Source organism: Streptomyces sp. NBC_01352, assembly GCF_036237295.1.
In the GTDB taxonomy this organism is placed as follows: Bacteria; Actinomycetota; Actinomycetes; order Streptomycetales; family Streptomycetaceae; genus Streptomyces; species Streptomyces plumbiresistens.
In genome coordinates, this window is sequence record NZ_CP108354.1 from 3,407,534 (window position 1) to 3,420,575 (window position 13,042).

Here is a 13,042-nt window from a genome sequence, read left to right on the forward strand (position 1 = left end):
GGGATCTCTACAGGTAGACGGGGAAGGTCGCGTGGACAACGAAGCCGTGCGGGCGGGACGCGTCCCGTTTGAGGATCGCCCGGGCGGCGCGGACGTCGATGGGTTCCCGTCCGGCCAGCATCATCGCCTGCAAGAGCACCCGGCCCACCGGCTGGGGCCGTGACGGCCAGGACGCCTCAATGGTCAGGCGGGGGCGCGTGGACTGCGCCAGCCAACGGTGGACGACCTGTTCGTTGATGGTGACGACCTGCTGGGTTGCCCATTGGGCGGTTTCACGGTCGGGGTAGGTGGCGGAACGAGTGCGGACCACGGTGGCTGGTGTGTGCTCCATGCCGTCCGTGTAATTCATGAGAGTCCCTTCAGGTGGCGTCGAAGGACCAGAAGATACCGAGTTCGGTCTCGGACACCGCGAGCAGACCCACGTCCCAGTCGTGCTCGCTGAACGGGTCACAGCCGGTGATGGGGTGGTAGAAGTCCAGCGGGTCATCCACCCCGTACCAGCCGTTGGTGAAGAACCGGGCGGCAGGAGCGGGGAATCGGGCGAGGAGTACACGTGCCTTCTCCTCGAGTTCGGGGCGGCGGTCTTCGAAGCCCGGCTCCTTGGTGACGTCCAGCCAGTTGGTGGAGATCGCGACCAGGAGCTGTTCGGCCGAGGTGCGGGTGATCTCCCGGAGCCTGGCCCGCCAGCCCTCGTCCGCAGGCAGGAAGGGCACGAGCCTGTCCGGGCTCCATTCCTCGTCGCCCTCCTCGTAGAACTCCCGCGATTTCCAGGAACGCGGGTCCGTCGTCTCCTTGCGGAGCAGAGCGTCGGCGTCCAGCACCCAGTCCTCGTGGCGGCGGGGACCCACGACGACGATCGAGTACCGCCGCTCGTACATGGTCAGGGCGTCCGCCCAGGCTGCGGCGTCTGGCGCTGTCATCGGCTCTCCGGGAAGGGTGAATCGGTCGGTGTCGTGTTCCTCGCTCGCGAGACTTCAGCGTAATTCGGTCATTCATCACTTCGGCATGGAGGTGACCAATGCGAAGAGGGGATCCAGGCTGTCGTCGAATCGAAGGCGAGTCTGCACGCCGAACGCATCGGTCACCGGTGTTGCCTGGCCGTCGACCACCACAGAGGTACGAGGATCGGGGCAGCACGGCGGATCGCATCACATCAGCGGAATGACCAGACCATCCCGACTTCCGTCTCCGACACGAGTACCAGGCCGAAGTCAAAGGTGCGTACGGAAAAGGGGTACCACCGAGAAACCCTCTGGTAGTAGTCGCGGGTATCGCTACCGTGCCCGGTGTTTGCATAGAAGTGCGAGCCTTCGGGAAAGCGCGACAGGATGACACGGGCCTTCGCTTCAAGGGCCTCCCTGCGCTCCTCGAAATCCGGTTCCTTTGTGACATCGATCCAGGGCGTGGAAAGGGCCACGAGGAACCGTACGGCCTGAGAACGCGGGATCTCATGCAGGTAGGGCTTCCAGGCGTCCGCCGTCGCGACGGCCTCCGGAGGCATGACGAAGGGGTAGGACGGTTCGTCGAGCCTTTCGAGTTCGCCCTCCCACATGTCCACCGTGCGCCAACCGCGGGCGTCGCGAGTGTCACCGCGCATCAGGGTGGACAGGTCGAGCACCCAGTTCTCGTGCTCCCTGCTCGTCACCTTGGCAATGGTCGCCCGACGCTCGTACATGTCGATCGCTTCGGACCACGAACGCTCGTCGAGTCCGGCCATCACCGTCTCCTCACTCATCATTGGGGCATGGAGGTCAGGACCACGAACGGCGGGTCCAGGTTCGGTTCGTACTTGAGCACGGTCAGAACACCGTGAGCGTCCTGTGGTGGCGTCGCCCGATCGGTCACCACCGGCGCCGTACGCCCCGTCACCGCCGGAGTCCCCAGGGGTCCTGAGGACACCGCACCCACGGAGAATTCCTGCTTCTCACCCGGCACCGGAGGCGGCGGACCCTGAATCCACTTGTCGATTTCTGCCGTATTGGCCCGGACATTGTGCTGAGTGTAATACTGCGCCGAATCCAGGTCGGTGAAGGAGGACGCTGCGGGAATATCGACCTTGCCCGCCCCGGTCGCCTCGTCCCGCAACCGCTGAGTCAGCTGCGCATCCGTCAGCCCGACATGCCTATCGATGCTGTGCCCACCGTACAGTTCCTCCTCGGTGACCAGATCGATGGAGTATTTGTAGGGGATCTGGCTCTCCGTACGCTGCCAGATGTGTTCCTTCTTGAAGTCGTTCAGGGAGCGCGCACCGTACGCCTCCGCGCGCGCCGCCTCCGCGCGGAACGTGGGCACACTGAGCAGTGCCTCGTCCAGTTCGATCTCCAGCGTCTTCAGCTTGGTGGCGGCGTCACTGAAGGCCTGGTGGTACTTCTCGACGGCCGCGTCGGCGGCCGCCTTGTCCATGTGCGAGCGGAACGTGAGCACGATCTCGCCGAACGCCATGGTCGCCGCGAGCCGGGTCAACTCGAAGAGGTCAAGGCCCGTGGTCAGATCCTTGACCGTCGCCTTCGCGGCCTCCTGGCCGAGCCGGGTGGTCGTCTCCGCGGTCTTTAGGCGCACCTCGGCCAGATGGTCGAGGGTCTCCTGCACGGTGGTCGCGGTCTGGCGGAGGATCTCGATGATGGGCCGCTGCTTCGCGGGTACGACGCTGCGGTTCGTCTTCCAACTACGGCCCATGGAGGCTCGGTTGCCCTGGGCGTCGTAAGTCCTGCCCCATTCGGTGGTGCCCCAGATCGTCTGGCAGAACGCCTTCATCGCGCCCTGCCACTCGTCGTTTCCCTTGTTGTTGGTGATGAACTTGATGGCGCTGTTGAAATTGTCCGACGCCGCCTTGGCGTCCTTCTCGACCGCGCGCCAGGCCGTGGCCATGCCCTTGAGCTCCTCGTCCCTGGCTCCCGGCGTGATCTCGTGCATCTTGCCGAGTCTGAGGCCGTGCTCGATCGCGGGCCGGATGACGTCGGCGAGGAAGTCGGGGACCTCGCCCAGGATTCCGGAAATGTCCCAGGAATCCGCGTCCTCTCCGGTGCCGGACCACTTGATGTCGTTGACCGGGCCGTACTTGGGCACGTTGTCGATGACGGCAGGCGGCGGTTTCTCGACGGGCGGCGGACCGTACATCCTGCGGGCCTGCCAATCGGCCTGCGTGTACTTGTTGGCCGTGTCCGTCAGGCCGACGGCGACCCCGCCCACGCTGACCACGCTCTTCGCCCAGAGCTGCAGGAACTTCTCGTTCACCGACTTGTACGCCGCCGCGAAGGCGTCCGCGCCCCAGCCGGTTCCCGCCGACTGGCTGTACTCGTTCAGCACGTCGACGAGTGCCCTGGCGCCCTTGTCGTAGTCGAACTGCCCGTCACGCACTACGAGCGCGGTGTAGTGCACGTGGTGCGGCTGTACGTCGAATCCGCCCCCGCTCATCCTGGGCGAACGGGTTCGGGCGTCCGACCGCTCCTGTGCGCGTTCCTCGTCCGTGGGCAGCCGCTCGGCCATCAAGCAGCTCCCCAGCCCCGCAGCACCGCGAGGTGCGCGGCCGCGTAGCCGCTGTGGCCGCTGGTCACGACCTCGTGCAGCCACTTCTGGGCCGCTTGCAGATCCTGGGCGGAGCGGTCCCACTCGTCGAGTTTGTCGACGAAGACGTCGCGGGTCTCGCCCTGCCACGAAAGCACGACGGGCACGACCTGGTCGTAGAGGTCGTCCAGCTTGCCGTTGAGCTGCTTGAGGATGTCCTGCAGGTCGGCGGCCAGCTCGGTCAGGGCGTCGAAGGAAACGGATATGTCCTCGTCGGGTGCGGAGCCGGTCGACATGATCCCCCTTTGTTCATCGGCAACTGCGGTTCTGCAAGGACTACAGGTCGTCGAGACTGCTGCGCGGCGCCGATGCCGGCGCCTCGGTGTTCGGCGTCGACAGTCTGTCCACCTCGCTCCCGACGTCCACCTGGATCTGCCGCATCTGCGTCAGCACGTCGAGGTCGTCCTGGGAGAAGCCGTCACGGCTCAGCCGTACCGCCTCCTCCAGCAGTTTCATCACTTCACGGATGCGCACGGCGTCCTCAGCGGCCGCTCGGTGGAAGTCGCGGTACACGGAGGCCGCCGGCCCTCGCCACCCCGCCTCGATGCGGTCCACGACCGCGTCCATGCGTTTGACCTGCTTGTCCAGGTGGTCCTGCATGTCGTCCAGGTCACCCGCGAGCTTGGTCAGAGCTTGGGAAGAGACCCGGAGGTTCTTGCCACTGCCGCCCTGCGCTGAACCTGCTCCGTTCACATCCATACCCGTTCCTCTGCCCCCGTCACTTCGGCATCACGAGTCTCCCGATTCCGGCAATCGTACGGTTGTCGGAATCGGTGGATGGGCCGCAACTGCACTTCACTGACACGGAGATGCCCAGTCGCCTACTCCGCCCCCACAACCCGTCGCGCCCGCCTCCGCGCATCCCGGATCGCCACAGCCGTACCGCCGAGTCCGGCCACGAGTACCACCGCGCCCACAGAGACGTACGTGGCGAGGCGGGCGTTCCGTTCCGCAGCCGTTTCGCCGATCTGGAACTTGGCCGGTGTGGGGGCTTCCGGTTTGCTGAGGCCCTCTTGGGGGTTGGGGGACTCCAGCGGTTCGTTGTCCTCCGTGAGGGCGCGTACGGGGTCCACGACGCCCCAGCCGACCAAGCGGTCGTGGCCCGCGATGGTGCGTTCCGCGGTCTGTTCGATCTGGGCGACGATCTGCTGGGCCGTCCACGTCGGGTGCTTGGCCTTGATCAGCGCCGCGACACCCGCGACGTAGGGCGCGGAGAAGCTCGTACCGCTGTCGGAACAGTGGCCGCCCTTGGGGACGGTGGAGATCATGTCGACGCCGGGTGCGGCCACGCCGACGAACTCGCCGGACTGGGAGAAGGAGGCGCGTTCGTTGTTGCGGTCCGAGGAGGCGACCGCGAGGACGCCCTTGTAGGACGCGGGGTAGGTCTCCTTGACGTTGCCGCCGAGGCCGTCATTACCGGCCGAGGCCACCACGACGATCTTCTGGGACAGGGCCTCGTTGATCGCCAACTCCAGGTCGGAGGACGGCTTCACCGCGTTGGACGTGTCCTGGGAGATGTTGATGACGCCTGCCCCGGCCGTGATGGCGTAACGGATCGCCTCGGCCAGGGTCTCGGTGGTGCCGTGGCCCTCTGCGTCGTTCTGCTGGATGGGGATGATCGTCGCCTCGGGGGCCAGGCCCACGAAGCCGGTGCCCTCGACGGGGCGGGCCGCGATGATGCCGGCGACCTTGGTGCCGTGGCCGACGGTGTCCGTGGTGCCGTTCTCCTTGCCTCGCTCGAGCGGGTTTCCGTCGTCATCCTTGAGGTTCTTCGGCAGGAGGTTGCGGCCGCTCTTCACGTCCAGCGCGTCGGTGAGCTGAGGGTTCGTGACGTCCACGCCGGTGTCGATCACCGCTACCCGTACTCCCTTGCCCCTGGACTGGCTCCACAGTTCGTCCAGGAGGACGCGCTGCAGGGACCAAGGGCGGCCCGGGTACTTGCCGTTGGGGAAGGCGCACTGGTCCGAGTACGGGAGGTCGGCCGCCGCCGCGGGGGGCGCGAAGAGGACGGGGGCAGTCGTGAGCAGGGTCGCGGCCGCCGCGGTCGTCAAGCGGCGGACGGAGGGCAGGTGTCGCATGTCCGCACCCCTCAGGAGCCCTGCGGCTGGCGAGCCGCCGTCGTCGACAGGCGTGGGCCCGTGGGCAGGAACTCCGACCAGGCTGCGGGGACCGGCGCGGGGTCCACGTCCTTGTAGCCGAGCCGGGTCTGGGCCTGCTCGGCTTCCTGCTGGGCCTGCTCGCGCTCCTTGGCCGTCGTGCCGATGCCGGCGTCGTCCGTGCCGCTGTCGGCGTTGGACTGGAGTACGTAGCGCAGGCCCGTGTCGGTGACGAGGAAGACGGGGCCGGCCTTGGTCTCCTTGCCCTGGAACTGGCGGTAGAGCTGGCCGGAGCCGGGCGTGACGTAGGCGCTGGAGGAGCCGGTGGGGAGCTTGGCCGGGAAGTCGGTGCCCGCCCAGGTGCTCAGGGTGGTGGCGCCGGAGTCGCCGTTCACGCCGCGCAGGACGTTGCAGACGGTGCTGCGGCTGCCTGCCACGCCGGAGGCGTCGTTGACGGGCTGGGGGTCCTCGGTGGGCCAGACCTCCTCGGTGCCGAACGCCTTGCCCGGGACGATCGCACCGGGGCTCATCTCCTTGGCGTGACCGGCCTGTCCGAGGGTGGCCAGGTCCTCGCTGAACAGCAGGAGTTGGGCGACGAAGGCGGAGATGGGGGCGACCCGCCCGGGCAGCACCACGTAGTACTGGTCGCTGTTGAGGTCGGACGCCTTCAGCACCATGCCGACCCTGTTGGTCGTCTCGTCCAGCTGACCGGGGGCACCGGCCGCGGTACCCGGCTGGTCGGGAATCTCCGGGAAGGAGATCGCGTCACCGGTGTGCAGAGTGGCGAGCCACTCCTTGGACACCTTCTGTGGCTCCCGGCCGGAACCGACGACGGCACGCAGCAGCAGTTCGTCGGTCTTGTCGATGGGGTACGCCCGTCCGCCCGCGTCGACGACGTAACGGTTGCCGTTCGGGTCCGCGACGTAGAGGAGCTGACCACCCGCGAGTTTCTCTCCCTTGTCCTCGGTCGCCTTCATGTCACGGGAGGCGAGGACCAGGGCCGCCTTCTGAATGGACTCACCGCCCGCGCTGGGGCGTTCGCAGACCACCCAGCGCTTGTCGCTGCCTGCCTCGGACGCCGAGGGCAGGCGGTCCGGTGCGTACGGGATGCCGATGGTCACGCCGTGCGGGATCTTGCCGTTGTCGAGGACGGACTCGGCGACGGTCACGACCTCGCCCTTGCCCTCGTTGAGGAGCAGCTTGGCGGACGCCATGTTGAGGACCGGATGCAGCTGGACCTGGGTGCCGGTCTTCAGGACGACGTAACGCGTGGTCGAGTCGCTGGCGATGATCACCTTGGCGTTGGGGGTGTTCCAGCCCTTGGGTGCGGTGGGCTTGAACATCCCCCACGCCCCGAAGACCGCGATGACGATCACGCCCACGATGATGCCGGGAAGTATCGACCGCAGCGGGCGGGGCGCCCCCTCCTCCGAACCGTCGGGAGACGACTGCAGGAAAGCCGCAAGCATGCGGCGCTTCGCGAAGGTGTAGGCATTGAGCTGATCGCGCCTGGATGCCATCTGTGCCTGTCTCTCCCCGTGTTCACATGGTCCGCGCTCGCCGGGGTGACGTGGTCCCCCGCCTCCGATGTCAGAGCGGCCCCCTACTATGCCTGGTATCCGCGGGTACTTGTGGAGCGGGTAGGGTGCTCGGGCCTTCAAATGCCTTGTGCAGTGCTGAAATACCAGTGAGTTGTGAGTAAAACGGGGGGATGGAGTGATGGCTTCCGGAACACGCGCCCGGTCCCGCGGCCGATCGCGGTCACGGGGCTCGTCGGCGCCCGGACAGACACCGGCAACACCCCGGCAGACGCCGGTGCAGCGGCCGGCCTCGCCGGGCTCGCTCCACCTCAGGGTGCGTTCGGGTCAGGCCGGGGCATTCCGGTTGCAACGCGTCGTCCTGCTCGAGATCGCGCTCGCCGTCCTGCTCGTCGGGTGGGTGATCGGCACCGTCGCCCTGGTGGCCGCGGCCGTCGTCGCCGTCTGCCTGGTGCTGCTCGCCTTCCTGCGTCGCCGCGGCCGCTCCCTGCCCGAGTGGCTGGGCATGGCAAGGGCGTTGCGCGCGCGACAGCGCCGGGCTTCGAGTACGCCGATACCGGAGGGCACGGAGCCGGGGCTCGCGCCGGCCGTGGAGTGCGACCCGACCCTGCGCACGAGTACGTACGCCGGCCGCGACCGCCGCTCCGTCGGCGTCATCGGCGACGGCACCTTCGTCACCGCCGTCCTCCAGGTCGAGGCCGACGCCACCGCCCTGCGCGCGGAGCGGAACCGACAGCCGCTGCCGATCTCGCTGGTGTACGACGCCCTGGACGTCGACGACATCAGGCTGGAGTCGGCTCAGGTCGTGCTGCACACCCAGCCCGCGCCCGCGCTCCATCTGCCCCAGCAGTCGGTGGCCGTCGCCAACTACGCGCCGCTGCAGGAGCAGACGGGTGCGCCGGCCGTGCGGATCACGTGGATCGCGTTGAAGCTCGACCCGGAGCTGTGCCCGGAGGCGGTGGAGGCGCGCGGTGGCGGTCTTGTCGGCGCGCAGAAGTGTGTCGTGCGCGCGGCCGATCACCTCGCGAGCCGGCTGACCGGGGCGGGATTCCGCGCCACCCTCCTCGACGAGGAGGAACTGACCTCCGCCATCGCCACGTCGGCCTGTGCCAACCCGCTGGTGACGGCGGAGGCCGGACGGACGGACACGCGGGAGCGGCGGACCGAGGAGTCCAGCCGGAGCTGGCGCTGCGACAACCGCAGGCACACCACGTACTGGATCCGCCGGTGGCCGTCGCTCGGCGGTGAAAGAGCGCCTTCGCTACCGCAGTTGGTCGCCCTGGTCACAGCAGTTCCGGCACTCGCCACCACCTTCAGTCTCACGCTCACGCGCGGGGAGCGGCAGGAGGTCTCCGTGTGCGGGCACCTGCGGGTGACCGGGCGCAGCGACGACGAACTCGTCGCCGCCAGACGGGCGGTGCAGGGCGCGGCCCGGCACACCGGCACCGGGCTCGCCCGCCTCGACCGGGAACAGGTCCCCGGCATGCTCGCCACAATGCCCCTCGGAGGTGTCCGGTGACGGCGATGACCACGCGCGCGGGACAGGCGGCGCAGACGGCCACCGGTCGCGGGGAACCCCGGCCCACCGCCCCGCAGCGGGCACGCGATCTGCTGCGCAGCGGCTTCGGGTTGATCGGCCCACGGCATCCGCGGCACTCCCTGCCCGTGGAACAGCTGGACGCGCTCACACTGCCCATCGGCGACGACGGCGTGGTCATCGGCGTCGACGCGGACGGCCGGCCCGCGGTGCTGGGGCTCAACCGGCCGACGCCGTACGACGTCGTCCTCATCGGTGGTCTGTGGACCGCGCAGGTCATCGCGCTCCGGGCGGCGGCGACGGGCGCGCGGGTCGCCGTGGAGACGGGGCGGCCGCAGGCCTGGATGCAGATGGTGCACGCGATGGGCGGCGGGCAGAACGGTCTGGCGGTGTACGACGTCGGGCGGGTGCCCCCGCAGGGCACCTCGGCCGGTACGCCGGTGCTGGTGGTGCGGGACTGCGGCATGCGCCCGCCGCGCGGTCGGGTCGTGTCCGGGCCCTGGCAGGCGGTGCTGACGCTGCTGCCGTATCTCAGCCCGGTGGCCCCGCGGCTGCTCAGACAGGCCCGGCTCGTCGGCGTGCAGCGCATTTCGCCGGACGAGGCCACGGAACTGGGCCGTGCAATGGCGTTGCCCCGGGCGGAGATGGACGCGCTGCCCGGTCTCTCCGACGGGCTCACGCTCTGGTGCACGGATCGCGACCGGCAGTACGTGTTGACGCAGCCCACCGACGCCGAGATCGGATTGTTGGGTATGCCTCGAAGGATGGACTGAATCAGTCGTCACCTGACGCGAATTGACCATTCGAGGGCAAATGTTCCGCTTTGCCGCACGCCGTCGTATCCGCTTTCGGGCGGTTTGTTCGCCGGAATTGGCGTTGTGCGCGGCACTTCAGGGACGGTTGTGATGCCGGAGGCAGGCCCGGAGGGATGGATGGGCCTGCCGAGGTGGGGCGCGTGGTGATTAGGCTGGTACCGGGCGCGACGCCAGAACCCCGTTGACCGGGCGTCGGCGCCCCAGGGGGAGCCGGTGGATCGGACGACCTCGAACGACCAAGGCCGACAAGTAATGGTCGCCCCGGCACGGCATGAGGGTGCTCGACCACACCAGGAGGAATTGTGAGCAGCGATCGGGACGGGATCCGCGGGGGCTGGGCCACACCCGACGATGACCAGCCCGACGCCGAGTCCGCCATCGAGATGACGGGCGAGTTCACCATCGACTACGCGCCGCCCGCCTGGTACACGCAGAACTCGGGCGACACGGCGTCTGGACAGGGCGCGGCGGCCGGCGGGGCCTCTGGTACGCCTACGCCTACACCTACACCTACGCCCGCGGCCGTTCCGCCGCCGGACAACGCGTTCCCGCCGCCGGACAGCTCGTTCACGCCGCCGCCTCCGGCCACGCCGGTGGCTGAGCCGATGGCCCCGCCGTCGCCTCCCGCGAGCGGCGGCTTCGAGCTGCAGCAGCCGCAGGGACAGCCGGAGGGACCGGCTCAGGGGCAGGCGCAGGGGGGCCATGCGCAGTGGGCTCCCGCCCCGCCCGAGGCGCCCGTCGCGCCGCCTGCTCCGCCCGCACCGCCGGTCGCCTCCGCCCCGCCGGTCTCCCACTCCCCGGCGCCGCCTGTCGCTCCCGCCCCGGCGGACCCCGCTCCCGCTTCCTCTCCCTCCCCCTTCCCGGCTTTCGGCGAGGAGGAGGCCGGTAACGGCGACCTGGAGAGCGGCGCCACCATGCGGTTCTCCGCCGCCTCCCTGAAGCAGGAGATCGCGGAACTGGCCGCCGCGGCCGAAGCGCAGGCTGCGGGAGGGTCCGGATCAGGAACCCCGCAGCAGCCGGCCGAGGAGAACGAGGGCGAGCCCGCGGGCGATGGTTCCGCCGAACAGGCTTCGACCGGCGCCTCGGCGCAGCCCGGCGACAGCGACAACGCCGGTGAGGGCGATTCCGACCGTACGGCCGCAGATTCGGCCGGTGCCGACACGGACGACCACGCCGGCGACGCCGACCACTCCGCAGAGGTCACCGAGGCTCCCGGCCCCGTGTCCGACGACGCCGCTCCCACGAACGGCGAGACGGAGAACGAAGCCGAGACCGAGGCCGAGGCCGAGGCCCAGGTGGCAGAGGACACCTCCTCGCCGAACGCCGGTGCCGACGCGCCGCATCCCGACGCCGCCCCCTCCGCCTGGACTCCCCCGCCGGCCCCGCAGAGCGGCGTGCCGCCGCTGCCGCCGTCGTACCAGCCCGCCGCCCCCACGGCCGCGCCGCAGTGGCCCGCGCAGCCGCAGCCGGACCCCGCCGCGCCTGCACACCCGGTACAGCCCGCACACGCACAGCAGCCGCCCTTCCAGCCACAGGCGCCGCAGCCCGCGCCGACCGCCTGGAACCCGCAGGCCGGGCCGACGCCGCCGAACCCGGAAACCCAGCATGCCCCGCCGCAGCCCGGCTACGGCTTCCCGCACCCCGGCGCCCCGGCCCCCCAACAGCCGCCTGCCGCCGCCCAGGGCGGATACGGCTTCCCCCAACCAACGCCGCCGCCACCCAACGCGCAGGGTGGTTACGGCTTCCCGCAGCCCCCCGCGCCCAACGCCCAGGGCGGGTACGGCTTCCCGCAGCCCGGCACCCCCGGTGCCCCGGCAGAGGGGCAGCCACAGACCCCGGCCCCGAACGCCCAGCCCCAGCCCGGCGGTTACGGCTTCCCCCAGCCGCCCGCCCAGCAGGGCCACCCCGGCCACCCGGCCAACCCCGCGCAAGCCCACCCGGGCGCCCCGCAGCAGCCCGACGGCCGACCCCCGCAAGGCGGCCCTCAGGCCCAGCCGTACCCCCAGCACCCCCAGCAGGGCCAGCCCGGTCACCAGGGCCAGCCGGGTCACCAGCCCCCACAGCCCCAGCAATCCCAACAACCCCACCCGGCCGTAGACCCGCGCACCGGTGCCGCCTGGCCCCAGGCCGTTCAGCACGACCAGCGGCAGCAGGCCAACCCCGGTGCCGCGCCCCTCGGTTACACCGCGGCCGTGGAGCTGTCCTCCGACCGTCTGCTCAACAGCAAGAAGCAGAAGGCGAAGAGCAGCCGCCCCGCGGCCGGCTCCAAGTTCAAGCTCGGCGGGAAGAAGGAAGAGGCCGAGCGGCAGCGGAAGTTGGAGCTGATCCGCACACCGGTGCTGTCCTGCTACCGGATCGCGGTCATCAGCCTCAAGGGCGGCGTCGGCAAGACGACCACGACCACCGCGCTCGGCTCCACGCTCGCCACCGAGCGGCAGGACAAGATCCTCGCGATCGACGCCAACCCGGACGCCGGCACGCTCGGCCGCCGGGTCCGCCGCGAGACCGGGGCCACGATCCGCGACCTCGTCCAGGCGATCCCGTACCTCAACTCGTACATGGACATCCGGCGGTTCACCTCCCAGGCCGCGTCCGGCCTGGAGATCATCGCCAATGACGTCGACCCGGCCGTGTCGACCACGTTCAACGACGAGGACTACCGGCGCGCGATCGACGTGCTCGGCAACCAGTACCCGATCATCCTCACCGACTCCGGTACCGGTCTGCTCTACAGCGCCATGCGTGGTGTGCTCGACCTCGCCGACCAGCTCATCATCATCTCCACGCCGTCCGTGGACGGTGCGAGCAGCGCCAGCACCACCCTGGACTGGCTGTCCGCGCACGGATACGCCGACCTCGTCTCGCGGTCCCTCACGGTCATCTCCGGAGTCCGCGAGACCGGCAAGATGATCAAGGTCGAGGACATCGTCAGCCACTTCGAGACGCGCTGCCGCGGAGTCGTCGTCGTCCCCTTCGACGAACACCTCTCGGCCGGCGCCGAGGTCGACCTCGACATGATGCGGCCGAAGGTGCGGGAGGCGTACTTCAACCTCGCGGCGATGGTCGCCGAGGACTTCGTACGACACCAGCAGCTGCACGGCCTGTGGACGGCCAACGGCAACCCGCCTCCGGTGGCGGCCCCGCCGATGCCGGGCCAGGCCGCCGCCCAGCCGTACGCCCAGCCGGGGCAGCCCGGGCCGTATCCGCAGCAGCCCCACCCCGGCCAGCAGCCGGGCCAGCCGTACCCGCAGGGCCAGCCCTACGCCCAGCCGGGTCAGCCGGGACAACCGCCCGCCGCGCCCGGTCAGCCGTACCCCCAGCACGGGCAGCCCTATCCCCAGCAGGGCTACGGCTATCCCCAGCCGGGACAGCAAGGCCAACCGGGCGGGCAGACCCCGCCCCCACAGCCGCCCCCGCAGCAGTAGCAGTAGGCGCACACGAAAGGGCGGCCGGTGCCTGAGAGGCACCGGCCGCCCTTCGACGTCACACAGC

At 69.8% G+C, this 13,042-nt stretch carries 11 protein-coding genes; 3 read left to right on the forward strand and 8 right to left on the reverse strand.

The genetic code is table 11. The features are described 5' to 3' along the window. Positions 1 to 7 precede the first annotated feature (7 nt). The 8 genes from OG252_RS15850 to eccB all read right to left on the reverse strand — a co-directional run bounded on the left by OG252_RS15850 (position 8) and on the right by eccB (position 7,180). Positions 8 to 349 (reverse strand): RNase A-like domain-containing protein, encoded by a 342-nt coding sequence (locus tag OG252_RS15850; protein WP_329336774.1) that lies wholly within the window; start codon positions 347 to 349, stop codon positions 8 to 10. A gap of 10 nt (positions 350 to 359) precedes the next feature. Then, entirely contained in the window at positions 360 to 920 is a 561-nt protein-coding gene (locus OG252_RS15855) for a hypothetical protein (protein WP_329336776.1), read from the reverse strand. Between the two features lie 233 nt (positions 921 to 1,153). Continuing rightward, on the reverse strand, positions 1,154 to 1,717 hold the full coding sequence (locus OG252_RS15860) for a hypothetical protein (RefSeq protein ID WP_266433079.1): 564 nt from the start codon (positions 1,715 to 1,717) through the stop codon (positions 1,154 to 1,156). Between the two features lie 17 nt (positions 1,718 to 1,734). Continuing rightward, the gene (locus OG252_RS15865) at positions 1,735 to 3,486 is read right to left on the reverse strand and encodes an RNase A-like domain-containing protein (RefSeq protein ID WP_329336779.1); all 1,752 of its coding nucleotides are present in this window, start codon (positions 3,484 to 3,486) and stop codon (positions 1,735 to 1,737) included. Continuing rightward, entirely contained in the window at positions 3,486 to 3,800 is a 315-nt protein-coding gene (locus tag OG252_RS15870; protein WP_266433083.1) for a WXG100 family type VII secretion target, read from the reverse strand. Before OG252_RS15870 ends, OG252_RS15865 begins: the two co-directional genes overlap by 1 nt. Before the next feature lie 40 nt (positions 3,801 to 3,840). Further along, a complete protein-coding gene (locus OG252_RS15875) occupies positions 3,841 to 4,263 on the reverse strand; it encodes a WXG100 family type VII secretion target (protein WP_266433084.1) in 423 nt (140 codons plus the stop codon). A 122-nt stretch (positions 4,264 to 4,385) separates the two neighbouring features. Then, positions 4,386 to 5,642, reverse strand: a complete 1,257-nt coding sequence (mycP, locus tag OG252_RS15880; protein WP_329336781.1) for a type VII secretion-associated serine protease mycosin — start codon at positions 5,640 to 5,642, stop codon at positions 4,386 to 4,388. Positions 5,643 to 5,653: 11 nt separating this feature from the next. Beyond that, a complete protein-coding gene (gene eccB, locus OG252_RS15885; protein ID WP_329336783.1) occupies positions 5,654 to 7,180 on the reverse strand; it encodes a type VII secretion protein EccB in 1,527 nt (508 codons plus the stop codon). 199 nt (positions 7,181 to 7,379) lie between these two features. Between eccB and eccE the strand changes: the two genes are divergently transcribed. From eccE to OG252_RS15900, 3 genes are all read left to right on the forward strand, one after another. After that, positions 7,380 to 8,717 carry a type VII secretion protein EccE gene (eccE, locus tag OG252_RS15890; RefSeq protein WP_329336785.1) on the forward strand — a complete coding sequence of 446 codons (1,338 nt, stop codon included), beginning with the start codon at positions 7,380 to 7,382 and terminating at the stop codon, positions 8,715 to 8,717. 5 nt (positions 8,718 to 8,722) lie between these two features. After that, positions 8,723 to 9,508 (forward strand): hypothetical protein, encoded by a 786-nt coding sequence (locus tag OG252_RS15895; protein WP_266433092.1) that lies wholly within the window; start codon positions 8,723 to 8,725, stop codon positions 9,506 to 9,508. A gap of 344 nt (positions 9,509 to 9,852) precedes the next feature. After that, the gene (locus tag OG252_RS15900; protein ID WP_329336788.1) at positions 9,853 to 12,975 is read left to right on the forward strand and encodes an SCO5717 family growth-regulating ATPase; all 3,123 of its coding nucleotides are present in this window, start codon (positions 9,853 to 9,855) and stop codon (positions 12,973 to 12,975) included. The last annotated feature ends 67 nt before the right edge of the window (positions 12,976 to 13,042 follow it).